Consider the following 16,116-nt stretch of genomic DNA (forward strand, 5'->3'; position numbering starts at 1 on the left):
CGACAAGGAAATCCCGCACGGAAAAAGCGGGGTAAGGGCCCATAAAAAGAAAGACGGCTGCCAAGGCAGCCGTCTTTCACGCCGACCGTCAGGCCTGCTGGCCTGCCACGGAGGGCACCGTGTCCGGTTGCGGATCAGGGTCGATGTCATCGTCCTCGTCCAGCGATGGCAGGGCATCGCTCAGTTGGTTCTCGCTCTTGGCCACCACACTGGCGGCAATGGCGTTACCCAGCACGTTGGTGGCGGAGCGGCCCATGTCCAGAAAGTGGTCCACCCCCAGCAGCAGCAGTAGACCGGCCTCGGGGATGTTGAACTGCGCCAGCGTGGCCGCGATTACCACCAGTGAGGCACGCGGCACCCCCGCCATGCCCTTCGAGGTGACCATCAGGATCAGCATCATGGTCACTTCCTGCGACAGCGACAGGTGGATGCCGTAGGCCTGAGCGATGAAGATCGTGGCAAAGGTGCAATAGATCATCGAACCGTCGAGGTTGAACGAGTACCCCATTGGCAGCACGAAGCTGGCAATGCGGTCGCTGCAACCGAAACGCTTCAGCCGATCCAGCGTCTTGGGGTAGGCCGCCTCGGAGCTGGCGGTGGAGAACGCCAGCAGAGCCGGTTCGCGGATGGCGCGCAGCAGCTCGATCACCCGGCCCTTGAGGAACAGGCTGCCCATGCCCAGGAGCGCCAGCCACAGCAGGCCGAGCGACAGGTAAAACTGCGCCATGAAGCTGCCGTAGGTGGACAGGATGCTCAGCCCTTCCTTGGCCACCATGCCGGCCAGCGCGGCAAAGACGGCAAAGGGCGCGAAGTTCATCACGTAGCCTGTCACCTTCAGCATGATGTGCGCCACCGCATCGATGACATCGATGAGGACGCGCGCCTTCTCGCCCACGGCCGAGGCCGCGGTGCCGAAAAAGAGCGAGAACACCACGATCGCCAGAATTTCGTTCTTGGCCAGGGCGTCGAACACGCTCTTGGGAATGAGGTGGCCGATAAAGTCCTTGAGCGTCAGGGCGCCCTTCTCGATGCCGGAACTGGCGGTCACCTCCGGCAGGGGCAGGCTCAGCCCCAAGCCCGGCTTGAGCAGATTGACCATCACCAGCCCGAGGAGCAGCGACACCAGCGAGGCGGTAAGGAACCAAGCCATCGACTTGGCGCCGATCCGACCCACCGTGGCCGAATCACCCATCCGCGCGATGCCCACCACCAGGGTGGAAAACACCAGCGGAGCGATGATCATTTTGATCAGGCGCAGAAAGATGTCGGTCAGGATCGACAGCTGGTCTGCGAACGCCTGGATGGCGGCATCGCTGCCGGCCAGCATGCGCCACGCATAACCGGTTGCCACGCCCAGTATCATGGCGACCAGGATCATGGCAGTGAGTTTGTTCATTTTCATGAGGGTTTCCCTGCGTTGCACGGTGAAATCCTCCTTTGCAGCGTTCTTCGCCGGGTGGTCCCGGTCTTGCCCGGTCTGGCCGGTTTCTTTGAGGGCGCCATTAAAACAGAAAGCGTGCCCTCAGGCACGCTCAGATTCGATAGGATTGTCCGACATCATGTTTTTTGCACGCCCCCCCCGGGACGGGCTTGACCACGCGGGCAAGCGCCGTTCCGCTACGCGCGGCCGACTACGGGCCTCAATGCACGCCGGTAGCGCCCGCCACCCAGTCGGCAGTGACTTCGGCGGCACGGAACTCGTGCACCACCTGCTGCAGGCAGGCAAACGCTGCCGCCGCGTCGAGACGGTCACAGGCCTCACGCAGCACCGCCATGTGTGCGGTCAGTAGCTGCGCGGAAAGATGGTACTCCTGCGCCCGAAGGATGCGCGGATGGTCGGTAGGCACCGCGTCGTCGCCGATCAGCAGCTCTTCGTAGAGCTTCTCGCCGGGGCGCAGGCCGGTACATCGAATCTCGATGTCCCCGTGTGGATGGCTGTCGTCCTTCACCTCCAGCCCGGAGAGGTGAATCATCCGCCGTGCCAGATCCAGGATGCGTACCGGCTCGCCCATGTCGAGGACAAACACGTCCCCGCCCTGCCCCATCGCGCCCGCCTGGATCACCAGCTGCGCCGCCTCGGGGATGGTCATGAAGTAGCGGGTGATGTCCGGATGCGTCAGCGTCACCGGGCCACCGGCGGCGATCTGCCGCTGGAAAAGGGGCACCACCGAGCCAGAGCTGCCCAGCACGTTTCCAAAGCGCACCATCACGAAGCGGGTGCGGCTGCCCTCGGCGTGACGCGCCTGCAGGGCCAGTTCGGCCAGGCGCTTGGTGGCGCCCATCACGTTGGTGGGCCGCACCGCCTTGTCGGTGGAGATGAGGACAAAGGTGGTCACCCCGCAAGCCTCGGCCGCGGCCGCGCACACGTCGGTGCCGAAAGCGTTGTTGACAATGCCGGCGACCGGATTGTGCTCCACCATGGGCACATGCTTGTAGGCCGCTGCGTGGTAGACCGTTTCCACTGCAAACGCCTGCATCACCGAGCACAGGCGCGGGCCGTCGGTCACCGAGCCGAGCAGCGGCACGATCTCCAGCCCGGGCGCGAGCGCCCGCAGCTCTTGCTCCACCGCGTACAGCGCGTACTCGGAGAGTTCATACAGCACCAGGCGCACGGGCTGCTGGCGCACGATCTGGCGGCACAGTTCGGAACCGATGGACCCGCCGGCACCGGTCACCAGCACGCTCTTGCCCGCCAGGTTGGCCGAAAGCAGCTCCGGGCGGGGCGGCACGGGGTCACGCCCCAGCAGGTCCTCGATGCTGACCGGCTTGAGCTCTTCGACCCGTACTTCTCCTGACACGAGATCCGCCATGCCCGGCAGGCGCTTGATCGGCACCCGCAGCGACTCCAGCGATTCGAGAATCTGCCGTTGCCGCGACAGGCTGGCCGAGGGGATGGCTAGCAGGATGGCTCGCGCGCCGGTCTCGGCGAGCAGCGCCGGCAGCTCGCGGGGCGGATGCACCGCCAGCCCACGAAAGGTACGGCGCCACAGGTCGGGGTTGTCGTCCACGAAGGCCATCGGGCGGTATTCCCGCCCAGCCTGCAGCGCCAGCATCAGCTGGATGCCTGCCCGGCCGGCGCCGTAGATCAGCACCGGCTCACGCGGGGCATCTACCGCATCGATGCGCCGGATCAAGCCGCGCAGCACGAAGCGGCTGCCGCCGATGTAAGCCATGGCGAACACCCAGAAGATGATGACCGACGAGCGCGGAAACGGGGTAACCCGAGCCAGCACGATCACCGCGGTCAGCACCAGCACCGCGAGCGTAACGCCCCAGAACACCGTGGCCACGATCTTGTCGTCGACATACTTGAGGACGGCACGATAGAGCCCCAGGTGGATAAAGATCGGCAGCACCCACAGCGGCGGCACGATGAAGATCCACAGATAAGGATCGAGCTTCGGGTCCCACACCCCGCCCAGCCGCAGGACCACTGCGCTCCACAGCGCCAGCGGCAACAGCAGGGCATCCATCAGCATCAGCAGCGCCATCTTGTGGTGACGCGAGAACGACAGCAGTTTTTCCAGCATTCAGCGGGTAACGATCTTTGCGAGCGTGGCGAGGATGATGCGCACATCTTCGGCCAACGTATGGGTTTGCGCATAGCGCACATGATAGGCGAGCTTCTCGGGCAGCACCCGTTCGACGTAGGCCTGCTCCGGGTCCGGCGCGCCGGCCAGCAGTTCGTTCTCGTCGATGAGGCGGATCGAGGCCCAGTCGGTGATGCCCGGACGTACCGACAGCACCAGCGTCTTCACCTCAGCCGGATAGCGGGCCACATAGCGCGGTACTTCCGGTCGTGGCCCCACCAGACTCATCGATCCGGCCAGCACGTCGATCAGCTGCGGCAATTCATCGAGCTTGGCCTTGCGCAGGAAGCGTCCGGCGCGGGTAACCCGCGCATCCGCACCCACGGTGAGCTGTCCCGCAGCCTCCGCGCCAACGGTCATGGTGCGGAACTTGTGGATGGCGAAAGGTTGGCCGAAGCGCCCCACGCGTACCTGGCGAAAGAACACGGGGCCGGGCGAATCCAGCTTCACCCACAAGGCGATGCCCAACAGCAGCGGCGCCAGCACCAAAAGGCCCAGGCCGGCCGCCACCAGGTCGAACACCCGCTTCACCCGGTCCGAGCCGGCTCCGGCGGGCGCGCAGCAGGGGGGCAGTGCATTCATGCCGAAAGCAGCGTGCGCACCGTTGCAATAACGCGCGTCTGGTCCTCGTCCGTCATGCGCGTGTAAAGCGGCAGCGTCACCTCGGCGGCAAAGGCGGCATCGGCCACCGGGAACTGCGCCGGGGTCAGCCCATACGCGTCGCGCCAGACGGGGTGACGATGGAGCGGGATGAAATGCACCGAGCAGCCGATGCCGGCCTCGGCCATGCGCACGATGAAGTCATCGCGGCCAATACCCGACTCGGGCAGCAGCCGCACCGGATAAAGATGCCAGGCATGCCGGTCGCCGGCCTGGGCGGGACGTGCGGGCAGGTGCAGCGGCAGGCCCGCCAGTTCGCGGTCGTAGCGGGTGGCCATGTCCTCGCGCCGGCGGGCGAAGCCTTCCAGGCGACGTAGCTGGTGGATGCCCATCGCGGCAGCCGTGTCGGGCATGTTGTACTTGAAGCCGGGGGCGACCACCTCGTAGAACCAGGCCGGGGTCTTGGACACGTAGCGGTCGAAGGCATCGCGGCTGATGCCATGCAGACGCATCACCTTGCAGCGGGCGATCAGGTCGGCATGACGTGATACCACCATGCCGCCCTCGCCAGTGGTCATGGTCTTGTTGGCATAGAAGCTGAACACGGTCACATCCGACGCCAGCGTGCCCACCTTCTGGCCTTTGTAGGTGGCAGGCAGCGCATGCGCTGCGTCTTCCACCACCTTCAACCCGTGTGTGCGGGCCACCTCCAGAATCTCATCCATCTCACAGGCCAGGCCGGCAAAATGCACCGGCACGATGGCGCGCGTGCGTGGCGTGATCGCCGCGCGTACCGCGTCCGGGCTGATGTTCAGCGTCGCGGCATCCACATCGACGAACACCGGGTCGGCACCGAGATAGCGCACCACCTCTGCGGTGGCGGTGAAGGTGTAACTTGGCACGATCACCTCGTCGCCCGGCCCGACGCCTACTGCCTCCAGCGCCAGGTGCAGCCCGGCGGTAGCCGAATTGACGGCAATGGCCTCGACGCCGCCACCGATGAAGGCGGCAAAATCGGCCTCGAACTGGCGGGTCTTAGGACCGGTGGTCACCCAGCCGGAACGGAGTGCGTCCACAACTTCGGCAATTTCCTCTTCGCCGATGTCCGGCAAGGCAAACGGCAGAAACGACGGTGTGCTCATGATGTCCTGCTCTAAGGCCCGCCTGGCGGCGGACACGTGGTTTAAAGGCATAAAACGGTTTTCGCGGCGCCACCCGTGGGATGACGCCGCGAAAACCGCCGGCATGCGGCCGGCAGCCGGACGGGGACGAGGCTCAGCTCTTGCCTTCCTTGTCCATCGCGTCCTCCACCTCGGTAATCGGGGCCTCGGTGAAGAGGAATTCGCGCAGATAGGCATCGAAGGTCGGATCGCGACGGCGGATCCACTCCAGCGTCATCGCAGCGTGTTCCTTTTCCTCGTCGCGATTATGCTCCAGAACCTTCTTCAGTTCAGGATCATTGCAGGCATCCGCGCGCTGGTTGTACCAGTCCACGGCTTCCAGCTCTTCCATCAGCGACACGATGGCGCGGTGCATGTCGCGCGTGAATGCAGACAGTTCCTCTACAGGTTCGTGATAGCTCGTACTCGACATCGGGCACATCCTTTTTGGCGAAGGGTCACAGGAAGACCGCACCGCGCGGGCTGCACGCTGCGGCCGACTGGATCATTATCGCTCAAGGGCTGCAGATGAACCCGCCTGCGCGGTTCGGAAGGCTTCGGCAAACCTTCGGGCCAGCACACGGTAATCGTGGTGCGCCCGCACGTGCGTACGCCCGGACGCGCCCATGCGGGCCCGGTCCCCGGGGGAGCGCGCCATCATTGCTTCCACCGCTCCGGCCACCGCTACGGCATCCTCGGCAGGCACACTCACACCGGCCTGCGCCTCCGCGACCAGATCATTGCCTGCACTGATGGAGTGGATCACCGGCCGCCCCGCCATCATGTAGTCGAACAGCTTGTTGGGGTTGATGCCGAAGCGGTAGATCGGCAGCTTGCGCCAGCCAATATAGAGCGCGTCGCACGCCGCCAGGAAGTTGGGGACCGCGCGCTTGGCGATCGCAGGCAGGAAGTGGACGTTGGCCAAGCCACGGCGACCGGTCTCCTCCATCAGGCGGCCCCGGTCGGGGCCGTCGCCCACCAGCACGAAGGACACAGGCACACCGTCGAGCCGTGCGGCCGCATCCAGAAGCACATCCAGCGCATTGGCCAGTCCGTGGCCGCCGGCATAGCCGACGATGAAGCGTCCGGTGGCCTTCAACTCTTCCAGCAGCGCGCGGTGGGCGTCCGGCAGGGCCAGCGTCGCGCTTTCCCATTCGGCCACATCCACCCCGTTGGGTACCACCCGGAACTTCTCCGGCGCCATACCATGCGCCTGCATGTACTCGCGCGCGCAGGGCAACATCGAGACCACTGCGTCGGCGCGACGATAGGCGAAATCCTCGGCCCACTGCAGCAAGCGGATGAATGGATGCTTGGGACTCATGCCGCCCACTTCCACCGGTGTCAGCGGCCATAGGTCGTGCACCTCGTACACCAGCCGGGCTCCGGTACGTCCGGCAAAGAAGGCCGCGGGCACGATGTCCAGCGGGTAGGTGGACGAGGCGATCACCACATCCGGCTTCCAGTCGCGCAGGAAGCGTCCCGACAGCCCCATCAGGCGCCGCAGGAAGGCAAAGATGTTGACCACCCGCTTCACGCCGTTGCCGGCATACCGCGGTGTGCGGCACCAGGTGTAGCGGATACCGTCCAGCGTTTCATCGAGAAAGGGCCCGGTGAGGGTCGGGTTTTCCTGGCGCAAGTGTGAGTAGTCGGCCGCGACGATATTGACTTCATGGCCAAGGGCCACCCATTCGCGAGCCAAGTAATACGGCCGGAATTCCATGCCGTGCCGGGGGCTACCGGCATAGTGATTGATGTAGAGGATGCGCATGCTGTCAGTCGTTGAGCGCCCGGCGCAGTGCCGGGAGGCTGCATTTTACCCGAGGCAACACGGTACGGTCCCAACGGGCGCTTGCGGGCGCGGCAAAGCGCTCTTCGTACGGCTGCTCCCTCACCACCCTGTACGCCCCGGTCTTGAAACGCAGGCCGCGGCGGGTCGTGCCGAGGATCTGCGCCTGGATCTGGTGCATGCCCTCGATGGTGTAGTCATAGGTGATACGGACGCTGCCGTCCGGCTGTACGTAGCCATCGCGCAGGCGGCCGGTGCGGCCATCCTTGCCGTGCGGAAAGTAGACCATGCGGCCCTGCACCGTGTGGCCGGTGCGATCGAGCCGCACCGCACGCTCCACGTGTCTGTCGTTGAGGTAGTAACAGCTACGCCCTTCGGGCAGGACCGAACCAGAGCCGGCCCATGCCGGGACGCCCAAGGTCGCGCCGATACAGAGGCTGGCAATGAGGTGGGCAAACGGTGTGTTCATGGCATTCTCCGCAGATTGAGGGGCCCGAATGCCCCAGCCCGCCACCAGCAGTTCATGCGCCTGCACGGAGCGCGCTGCGCTCCAGCTGGGCATACAGGGCCACGAGCTTCTGCGCTTCGGCCGACCAGCTATAGCGACTGAGCACCGCCTGCCTGCCGGCCTCGCCCATCTGCCGCGCCATCGACTCGTCCCCCAAGAGGCGGTTGATGGCAGCGGCGATGGCCGGGGCATCTTCCGGATTGACCAGCAGGCCGCAGCCGGCGTCGGTCACGATCTCACGCCACAGGGGAAAGTCACTGGCGATCACCGGCATGCCGGCGGCCATGTATTCGAAGAGCTTGATCGGCAACGCATCCACATAGTTGGGGGTGGGAAACAGCGTTACGAGACCGACCTTGCTGCGGGACAGCACGTCTGCCACTCCTGCGCGGTCCAGCACGCCCAGATCGTTGACGCGCGCCCACCCGGGCAGTCGCTCCATCTGGGCACGCAGACCGGGCTCGCTCCACGGGCCGGCCAGGTTGAGCCGGGTGGCGGTGTGCGGCAGCGCTGAGATGATCGGCCCGATCCCACGGATGCGACTGATACCGCCCAGATAGCACACCTCGTTGCGGCGCGCGTCCCACGGCGTGTCACGCACCAGCTCCTCCAGAATGGGGTAGTTGCAAACGTCCACCACCCGAGCGTTGAGCGGGGTGAAGCGGTCGCGGATGTGCGGCGTGGAGGTGACGATGGCGTCGAAGCGACGGACGGCGTGGTTCTCGAAGGTTTCGAACCCACGCGACACCAGCGGCCGTACCGCGGCAGGAATCCAGTGCTTGGCCAGGATCTGGCGGGGAACATCCTCGTGCACGTCGTAAACCACGCGGATGCCGGCGCGGCGCAGCCGCAGACCGGCCGGGATCAGCTCCGGATCGTGAAAGTGCGCCACATCGGGACGCAGGGCCAGCACGGCTTCGCAGACCTTGCGCGTTGTCGCCGTCATCCGACCCAGCCGACCACGGCGGGCGCTGGCGTCCGGACGCGGGCCCACGTCTACGATGTGCACGCCCTGTCGGATTTCCGCGCCCTGCCCGTCCGCCACCACCAGAATCACTTCATGGCCCGCGCGAGCGAGCGAGACACACTCCTTGACGAAGATGCGGATATCGTGGCGGGGATGGGCACTGGTGAAATGGACAATCTTCATGACGGAGCGGGGCCTGCCGGATACGGCGTGACAAAGGGCGCATGATAGCGCAGTTGGCCGGGCAAGGTTGGCCGAAGCCCGCCTAGGTCCCGTCCAGCAGGGCGCGGTACAGTGCGGCAAAACGCACCATGTTGGGACGATGAAGGCCCTTCTGCTCCACCAAACGACGGTTGAGGGCGGCGGCCCCGCTCAGGACTGCATCGTCCGCTGCGCGCCCCAGCGCCGCCCGCAGTGCCGCACCCAGCCGAGCCACATCCTCGACGATCATGCCGTTGATGCCGTCGAGCACCCATTCCAGATTGGCCGGCAGGTTGGACAGCACCGGCAGGCAGCCGTGTCCCATCGCTTCGAGCAGGCTGATGCTGGTGGCGTCGCTCTCGGGCACGCTGACGAACACGCGCGCCTGCTGATAGAGCCCGGCCAGCACCTCTGGTGTCACGAAGCCGGTGAACTGCAGTCGGCTCAGCCCCAGTGAACTGGCCAAAGCCTGCAGGCGGCCGCTCTCCTCACCGCTGGCGGCCACTGTCAGCGTCCAGCCGGCCAAGGCCGGATCGGCCTCCACCTCGGCCCAGGCGCGCACGATGGCGTCGATGCGGTAAAGCGGCTTGTGCAGCCGGCAGGAGAGCACATTGAGCGGCTTTTCAGCCAGGCGTGGCGCAGCCGGCAGGGCATCCATGCCGAAGTTCACCACCTCCATCCGGGCTACCGGGGCCAGCGTGCGAATCACCGCCGCCATGTGTAGCGAATCGCTGGTGACGGCCGAAGCGGCCTCAAGGTTGGCCGAAACCATTTGCCGCAGCCAGCGGCCACGCCGAGGCAGCAAGAGCACATCCGACCCCCAGGCGGTCAGCACCCAAGGTACGGACAACCCCGTCAGCGCGCGGCGGGCATGCCAAGCGACGCTATTGGCCTGGTGCACCTGAACGATGGCCGGACGAACCTGTCGCACCCAGTCGCGCAGCCGCCGCGCCGTGCCCAGTGCCCGCAATCCGAAATCCACCTGCAGCGTGCCCGCCAGATTGGGCGGACGCCACGCTTCGGGCACCTCCCCATTGCAGGCAAGATAGACCTTGCTCGCGTGCGGTGCGATGCCGGCAAGGAAGCGCCAGGTGTGCACCGACGCCGATCCCACCACCAGGACGCTGTCCACCGGCAGGTCCTTCATTGCGGCAGGTTCTCGCGGCCGGCCCACGCGGCATAGTGCGGCGCCAGCTCCGGATGCTTCTGCAGCCAGCGCGCGTCGCCCTCACGCGTGTCACCGATCACCTGCGCCGGGTTGCCGACCAGCACGGCAAAGTCCGGATACTCACCGGCGGTCACGAAGCTGTAGGCAGACACCAGCGCGCCCTTGCCCAGGTGCACGCCCGGCATCAGCACGCTGTGCGGACCGATGAAGGTGTAGGGTCCAATGGAGGAAGGGCTGCGAAGATACCCCTTAGGATCGCGCTGCCCGAGGTAGGCATTGCCGTACAGGCGCAGTGCGATGTGGCTGGAGTGCGTCAGCAGGGACACATAGTTGGTGATCTGGCAGCCCTCGCCGATCGACAGGCCGCCGGAGGCGTCGATCAGGTTGAAGTGGCCAATCCAGATGTTGTCGCCCAGTTCCAGCCGCTGCGGATACTCGATGCGGGTCATGTTGGAGACGCGCGTGCGCGGCAGGTACACGCCGTCATGGCGACGGTAACCGTACACCATCCGCGGGCCGATCAGCCCGGAAAGCCGGAAACGCAGCGATTGCCAGAGCCTTGCGATCATCGAGCTGCCCTGAAAAGCCAGACGAAATAGGTTATGAAGTACACCGACATCACTGCGGAGGTCAGCCAGCAGGCGGCGGTGAGGTCGTTCCAGAGGAAATTGCCGACAGCGATGCACCCGAGGAAGAGTACGCTTCCCACCACGGTGAAGGCAAACGCGATGCGCTGGCGGTCGATCACGAGCGGTACCATACCCAGCGGCGAGGCGATGAAGTGGAACAGAATGTAGGGGGCCAGCGCTTGGGCGTAGCGCCCCGCGTCGCGCCAGCTTTCACCGAAGACGAAGGCAAAAAGGATGTCACCGGCACCGAGAATGATGCCGAAGGGGATCAGCGACAGCAACAGCAGCACCACCAGCGACTTCTTCAGTAGCGGTACCAAGGGCCGGCCCTCGTTGCGCGCGGCGGCCAGATCACGGTAGGTGACCTGGGCCACCGCCTGCCCCACCAGCGCCGCCGGCAGCTTGAGCACCCGCATCATCAGACCGAAGAGGCCAACCACGGTCGAACCCGAGAGCACCGTCAGCAGCGTGACGGTCAGCGTGTCCTGCAGGGCCGCGACGAAGGCATGGGGCGCGTTCACGCGCGGGAACTCGGCATACTCGCGGGCCACCGACCGCATGCCAGCCAGCGAGACCTGATGCCGGAAGCCGAAGCGCTCACGCAGGTCGCGCCAGGCCTGCACCACCAACGAGGCTGCCTGCCCGGCCATCTGTCCCATCACCAGCCCGCCAGTGGCGAACCCGGCCAGGCCGCACCCGACCTGCACCGCCATCATGCTCACCGCCTGTGCCATGCGGCCGCTGGCGTTGGCCTTGTAGCGCTCGTGGCGGTTGTTCCAGTTGGCCCAGGCCTGCATCAGGCCGGAGAGGCACAGCGACAGCGGCAGCCAGCGCAGCCAGGGCGCGAGCGCCGGCTCGCCTGCCCGGGCGGCCAGCCACTCGCTGCCGGGCTCCATCACCAGCGCGGACAGGAGCGACACGGCAAAGGTGATGCCGATGGCCAGCCCCATCAGGTTTGCCGCGCGACGCGGATCCTCCGGTAGAACGATGGCCAGTTCGTAGCGTGCCGTGGCCAGCACGGCCAGGTTGGACAGCCAGGCGATATAGATGGCCAGCACGCCGAACTCGGCCGGACTGTAGAGCCGGGTGAGCAGGGGCGCCAAGAGCAGCGGCAGGAACTGCGCGACCGCGGCGCCCCCCGCGAGGGTGGCCACGTTACGGGCAAAGCCGCCGGTCAGGAACGATTTGAGCCGGGCGAGCAGGGGCATTCCGGTCGGGGCACTGTGTGTCTGCATGGGAGAGGACGGTCGGGCTGGTTGGGTCACGCCGGCGCGAGGCGCCGGACCGGTCCGCCGCCTAGGATCGGGCGGCGGGTGCGGGGCTTGTGGTGCAAGCCGGATGCCTGCCCGGCCCGATCAGGCGAGTGCCTGACGGACGGCGGCGATGACCGTGTCCTGCGTGGCGGCGTCCAGGAAGGGATGCATCGGCAGGCTGAGCACGCGGCGCGAGGCAGATTCGGCTACCGGAAAGGCGCCCTCTTCCAGCCCCAAATGGGCAAAGGCGGGCTGCCGGTGCAGCGGGATCGGGTAATGCACAGCGGTCGGAATGCCGGCGGCCTGCAGGGCCTGCTGTACCCGCGTCCGGTCGTCCACTTCCAGTGTGTACTGTGCATAGACGTGGGTATTACCTTCGGCCAACCGCGGCACCCGAGCCACCTCTTCCAGGTAGGCCGAATAGCGGGCCCCAATGCGTGCCCGGGCCTCTACTTCCTCCGGGAAACTGGGCAGCTTGGCCAGGAGCACGGCGGCCTGCAGCGTATCCAGCCGGCCGTTCATGCCTGTGAGAGGGTGGTGGTAACGGGTGTCCTGCCCGTGCACGCGCAGCTGGCGCATGCGGGCGGCCAAGGCGTCATCGTCGGTGAAGATGGCACCGCCGTCCCCGTAGCACCCCAGCGGCTTGCTGGGGAAGAAGCTGGTGCAGCCAATGGTAGAGAGCGCCCCCGAGCGGCGGCCATGCCGGGTGGCGCCAAAGCTCTGCGCGCCATCTTCGATCACTGCCAGGCCATGCTTTTGGGCAATGGCATTGATCGTGTCGAAGTCGGCGCACTGCCCGTACAGGCTGACCGGCATGATGGCGCGGGTGCGCGGCGTGATCGCTGCCTCGATCAGGGCGGGGTCCAGGTTATAGGTATCCGGGTCAATGTCCACAAACACCGGCTTGCCACCCAGCAGCGCTACCACTTCGCCGGTGGCGATGAAGGTGAAGGGGGTGGTGATGACTTCGTCGCCGGGCGCCAGGCCGATGGCCATCAGCGCGATCTGCAGGGCAGCGGTCCCGTCGCACACGCCGATGGCGTGGCGCACGCCCACGTACTCGGCCAGTTTTTCCTCCAGCTCAAGCACTTCCGGACCCATGATGAACTGGCCATGATCCAGGACGGCCTGCATCCGGGCGTCGATCTCGCCCTTGAGGTGGCGGTACTGCGTTTTCAGGTCAATGAACGGAAGGCTCATCGCAACTCGCTCCTTCGGCCAACCTTGGCCGAAAACGGTGTTCGGTTCAAAGCGGCGTGCAGTGGTTGCCGCCGATGTCGTAGCACTGGCCGCAGGCTGGACAGGCATGCTCGCCGATGTCGTTGCACAGGCGCTCGCCGCAAGCACACATCCAGCCGATGCGGCGGGCCGGCGCGCCCACCATCAGCGCATAGTCGGGCACGTCGCGCGTGACCACGGCGCCGGCCCCCACGAAGGCATAACGGCCGATGGTGTGGCCGCACACCACGGTCGCATTGGCGCCCAGGCTGGCTCCCTTTTTGACGAGGGTGGGTCGGTATTCGTTCTTGCGCGGCACCGCGCTGCGTGGGTTGTTGACGTTGGTGAACACCATCGACGGGCCGCAGAACACGTCATCCTCCAGCGTTACTGCGTCGTAGATGGAGACATTGTTCTGTACCTTGACGTTGTTGCCGATCACCACGTTGTTGCCGACGAACACGTTCTGGCCGAACGAGCAGTGGGCGCCGATGCGGGCCCCGCCGCAGATGTGCACCCAGTGCCAGATGCGGGTCCCCTCGCCGATGACGGCGCCCTCGTCCACGATGGCGGTCGGATGGATGGTATGACTCACGTTGCCGCTCCTCAGTAATCCAAAGGCAGGCTCACCCGCCGGCCGTCGCGGGCGGACAGGTACATCGCGATCAGCAGCTCCAGCGACTTCAGCCCCTCGCGGCCGTCCGTCTCCGGCTCGGCCGTGCCCTGCATGACGTTGATCACGTTGTCGTAGTACAGCGGATGTCCGAAGCCGTAGACGCTGGTGGTGGCATAGCTGGCGTTGGCGATCTCGTCATCCATCGGATGCGGCTCGGCAAATTCCCAGTGCTGAATCTCGTTGACTGCCACCCCGCCCACCCGTACGGTGCCGTGCTCGCCGATGAGGGTGATCGAACCCTCCAGATTCTTGGGATAGGTAAGCATGGTGACGTTCATGCTGCCCAGCGCGCCCGAGCGCCATTTGACGCTGACCACGCCGGAATCCTCCACCTCGATGTTGCGTGCCAGCGTGGCGGTATAGGCCTGCACGCTTTCCACCGGCCCCACCAGCCAGTCCAAGAGGTCCACATAGTGGCTGGCCTGGTTCATGAAGGCGCCGCCATCGAACTCCCAGGTGCCGCGCCAGGCGGCCGAATCGTAATACGCCTGCGGACGTGTCCAGAAGACGTTGACGTTCACCATATGGATGCGCCCGAAGCGCTTGGCCTCCATCGCCCGCTTGAGCAGCTGCAGCGTGGCGTTGCGACGGTTCTGCTTGACCACGAACAAGCGACGGCCGGCCTTGTCTGCTGCCTTGACCATCGCCAAGCCGTCCTGCCAGCGCGTGGCCATCGGCTTTTCCGTCATCACGTGGAAACCGGCTTCGGAACAGGCAATGGACTGGGCCGGATGCAGGCCCGAAGGCGTGGTCAGCACGATGATGTCGGCGTCGGTTAGGGCCAGCATCCCAGTCAGGCTGGCGTGGCCGCGGGCGCCGGTGCGGGCCACCGCGGCCTTCAGTGCAGCAGGATCGATGTCGCAAACGTCCACCAGCTCGGCACGGTCGGCGTGTTTCTCCAGCGCAGCGAAGTGGTTCTGGGCAATACGGCCGCACCCTACGAGTGCAAAGCGGATCTTGCGGTCGGTGATGGCTTCGAAAGCATGCATGGGGCAGGACATTCCTTGGACCGCGGCAGCGCCGCGGCCTCTAGACGCTAAGGGTTAGTATCAGGCCTTGACGATGTGCCCGGCCGGCTCGAGGTACTTGCCGCGGCTGTCGACGATCAGCTGGGCGTGCGCCTTGATGAGCGCGTAGTCGAACCGGTCATGGTCGGTGGCCAGCAGTACGCAGTCGTAACCGGCCAGCGTCTCGGCCGTCACCGGCACGCTGGACAGGTCGAAATGGTGCTCGCGCATTTTGGGGAATACCGGTACGTGCGGGTCGCTATAGGCGATCTCGGCGCCGAGGTCACGCAGTTTCTCCATCAGCATCACCGACGGGCTCTCGCGCATGTCGTCCACGTTCTTCTTGTAGGCGATGCCCAGCACCAGAATGCGGCTGCCGTTGATCGCCTTGCGACGGTCGTTGAGGGCGGCGGCCACCTTGCTGACCACGTAGTCCGGCATCGACGAGTTCACCTCGCCGGCCAGCTCGATGAAGCGCGTGTTCACCCCGTATTCGCGCGCTTTCCACGTCAGATAGAAGGGATCGATCGGAATGCAGTGACCACCAAGGCCCGGGCCCGGGTAGTAAGGCACGAAGCCGAAGGGCTTGGTCGCCGCAGCACGAATCACCTCATGGATATCGATGCCCATGCGGTCGGCAACAATCTTCATCTCGTTCACAAGTCCGATGTTGACCGCGCGGTGGATGTTTTCCAGCAACTTGGTCATCTCCGCGGCACGGGTAGAGGATACCGGCACCACCTTGTCGATCACCGCGCTGTAGAGGGCTACCCCCACTTCCTGGCACGCCGGGCTGTAGCCGCCGCAGACCTTGGGAATGGTGCGGGTGGTAAAGTCGGGGTTGCCCGGGTCCTCACGTTCCGGCGAGAACACCAGAAAGGCGTTCTCGCCCACCTTGAGGCCACGCGACTCGATGCGCGGCAGCAACTCCTCGTCGGTGGTACCCGGATAAGTGGTGGATTCCAGCGAGACCAGGTGGCCTTCGCGCAGGTAGGGCACCAGCGAGTCCATCGTGTCGAGCACGAAGGACAGGTCGGGTTCGCGGTACTTGTTGAGCGGCGTGGGCACGCACAGGATCAGGGTATCGGCTTCGCCAGCGCGGGAGAAGTCGGTGGTGGCCTCGAAGCCGCGATCGCGTGCCTGGCGGATGCTCTCCGCACGGATGTGCTCGATGTAGGAGCGCCCCTCGGTCAGGGCGGTCACCTTGTCGGCGTCGATGTCGAAACCGAGCACCTTGTAGCCCACTTCGGCAAAGCGCAGCATCAGCGGCAGGCCCACATAGCCAAGCCCGACAATGCCGATCACGGCCGATTTCTGTTCGATGCGTTGAAGCAGTTGCTGCTGGATCAC

15 protein-coding genes are annotated in these 16,116 nt (G+C 65.6%); all 15 read right to left on the bottom strand.

Annotated elements, in window-relative coordinates:
- Positions 1–88 precede the first annotated feature (88 nt).
- Entirely contained in the window at positions 89–1,402 is a 1,314-nt protein-coding gene (locus EV669_RS13175; RefSeq protein ID WP_055434028.1) for a dicarboxylate/amino acid:cation symporter, read from the bottom strand.
- 238 nt (positions 1,403–1,640) lie between these two features.
- Entirely contained in the window at positions 1,641–3,530 is a 1,890-nt protein-coding gene (locus EV669_RS13180) for a polysaccharide biosynthesis protein (protein ID WP_132098934.1), read from the bottom strand.
- Positions 3,531–4,172 carry a sugar transferase gene (locus tag EV669_RS13185; RefSeq protein ID WP_054286159.1) on the bottom strand — a complete coding sequence of 214 codons (642 nt, stop codon included), beginning with the start codon at positions 4,170–4,172 and terminating at the stop codon, positions 3,531–3,533.
- Positions 4,169–5,332, bottom strand: coding sequence for a DegT/DnrJ/EryC1/StrS family aminotransferase (locus EV669_RS13190; protein WP_132098935.1), 1,164 nt, complete (start codon positions 5,330–5,332; stop codon positions 4,169–4,171). Before EV669_RS13190 ends, EV669_RS13185 begins: the two co-directional genes overlap by 4 nt.
- Before the next feature lie 133 nt (positions 5,333–5,465).
- Complete coding sequence (locus tag EV669_RS13195; RefSeq protein WP_054286161.1) at positions 5,466–5,783, bottom strand: encapsulin-associated ferritin-like protein; 318 nt, start codon at positions 5,781–5,783, stop codon at positions 5,466–5,468.
- Positions 5,784–5,858: 75 nt separating this feature from the next.
- The gene (locus EV669_RS13200; protein WP_132098936.1) at positions 5,859–7,121 is read right to left on the bottom strand and encodes a glycosyltransferase family 4 protein; all 1,263 of its coding nucleotides are present in this window, start codon (positions 7,119–7,121) and stop codon (positions 5,859–5,861) included.
- 4 nt (positions 7,122–7,125) lie between these two features.
- Entirely contained in the window at positions 7,126–7,608 is a 483-nt protein-coding gene (locus EV669_RS13205; protein WP_132098937.1) for a hypothetical protein, read from the bottom strand.
- A 52-nt stretch (positions 7,609–7,660) separates the two neighbouring features.
- A complete protein-coding gene (locus EV669_RS13210; RefSeq protein WP_132098938.1) occupies positions 7,661–8,797 on the bottom strand; it encodes a glycosyltransferase family 4 protein in 1,137 nt (378 codons plus the stop codon).
- 82 nt (positions 8,798–8,879) lie between these two features.
- Positions 8,880–9,962: a glycosyltransferase family 4 protein gene (locus tag EV669_RS13215; protein WP_132098939.1), complete on the bottom strand. Its 1,083-nt coding sequence runs from the start codon at positions 9,960–9,962 to the stop codon at positions 8,880–8,882.
- A complete protein-coding gene (locus tag EV669_RS13220; protein WP_132098940.1) occupies positions 9,959–10,552 on the bottom strand; it encodes an acyltransferase in 594 nt (197 codons plus the stop codon). Before EV669_RS13220 ends, EV669_RS13215 begins: the two co-directional genes overlap by 4 nt.
- The gene (locus EV669_RS13225; RefSeq protein WP_318271481.1) at positions 10,549–11,847 is read right to left on the bottom strand and encodes a lipopolysaccharide biosynthesis protein; all 1,299 of its coding nucleotides are present in this window, start codon (positions 11,845–11,847) and stop codon (positions 10,549–10,551) included. The genes EV669_RS13220 and EV669_RS13225 overlap by 4 nt, the downstream gene beginning before the upstream one ends.
- 120 nt (positions 11,848–11,967) lie before the next feature.
- Positions 11,968–13,065, bottom strand: coding sequence for a DegT/DnrJ/EryC1/StrS family aminotransferase (locus tag EV669_RS13230; RefSeq protein WP_054286168.1), 1,098 nt, complete (start codon positions 13,063–13,065; stop codon positions 11,968–11,970).
- A gap of 46 nt (positions 13,066–13,111) precedes the next feature.
- Complete coding sequence (locus tag EV669_RS13235; protein ID WP_054286169.1) at positions 13,112–13,678, bottom strand: acyltransferase; 567 nt, start codon at positions 13,676–13,678, stop codon at positions 13,112–13,114.
- A gap of 11 nt (positions 13,679–13,689) precedes the next feature.
- Positions 13,690–14,748 (bottom strand): Gfo/Idh/MocA family protein, encoded by a 1,059-nt coding sequence (locus EV669_RS13240; RefSeq protein WP_132098941.1) that lies wholly within the window; start codon positions 14,746–14,748, stop codon positions 13,690–13,692.
- 60 nt (positions 14,749–14,808) lie between these two features.
- A complete protein-coding gene (locus EV669_RS13245; RefSeq protein ID WP_054286231.1) occupies positions 14,809–16,113 on the bottom strand; it encodes a nucleotide sugar dehydrogenase in 1,305 nt (434 codons plus the stop codon).
- Positions 16,114–16,116: the final 3 nt, after the last annotated feature.

It is taken from the genome of Gulbenkiania mobilis (assembly GCA_004346645.1).
Lineage (GTDB): Bacteria > Pseudomonadota > Gammaproteobacteria > Burkholderiales > Chromobacteriaceae > Gulbenkiania > Gulbenkiania mobilis.

Bases quoted from the DNA above. Each gene is read 5' to 3' on its own strand.
- EV669_RS13220 (WP_132098940.1), bottom strand. From the start codon at position 10,552: ATGATCGCAAGGCTCTGGCAATCGCTGCGTTTCCGGCTTTCCGGGCTG.
- EV669_RS13180 (WP_132098934.1), bottom strand. From the start codon at position 3,530: ATGCTGGAAAAACTGCTGTCGTTCTCGCGTCACCACAAGATGGCGCTG.
- EV669_RS13230 (WP_054286168.1), bottom strand. From the start codon at position 13,065: ATGAGCCTTCCGTTCATTGACCTGAAAACGCAGTACCGCCACCTCAAG.
- EV669_RS13225 (WP_318271481.1), bottom strand. From the start codon at position 11,847: ATGCAGACACACAGTGCCCCGACCGGAATGCCCCTGCTCGCCCGGCTC.
- EV669_RS13240 (WP_132098941.1), bottom strand. From the start codon at position 14,748: ATGCATGCTTTCGAAGCCATCACCGACCGCAAGATCCGCTTTGCACTC.
- EV669_RS13185 (WP_054286159.1), bottom strand. From the start codon at position 4,172: ATGAATGCACTGCCCCCCTGCTGCGCGCCCGCCGGAGCCGGCTCGGAC.
- EV669_RS13215 (WP_132098939.1), bottom strand. From the start codon at position 9,962: ATGAAGGACCTGCCGGTGGACAGCGTCCTGGTGGTGGGATCGGCGTCG.
- EV669_RS13205 (WP_132098937.1), bottom strand. From the start codon at position 7,608: ATGAACACACCGTTTGCCCACCTCATTGCCAGCCTCTGTATCGGCGCG.
- EV669_RS13190 (WP_132098935.1), bottom strand. From the start codon at position 5,332: ATGAGCACACCGTCGTTTCTGCCGTTTGCCTTGCCGGACATCGGCGAA.
- EV669_RS13200 (WP_132098936.1), bottom strand. From the start codon at position 7,121: ATGCGCATCCTCTACATCAATCACTATGCCGGTAGCCCCCGGCACGGC.
- EV669_RS13195 (WP_054286161.1), bottom strand. From the start codon at position 5,783: ATGTCGAGTACGAGCTATCACGAACCTGTAGAGGAACTGTCTGCATTC.
- EV669_RS13175 (WP_055434028.1), bottom strand. From the start codon at position 1,402: ATGAAAATGAACAAACTCACTGCCATGATCCTGGTCGCCATGATACTG.
- EV669_RS13210 (WP_132098938.1), bottom strand. From the start codon at position 8,797: ATGAAGATTGTCCATTTCACCAGTGCCCATCCCCGCCACGATATCCGC.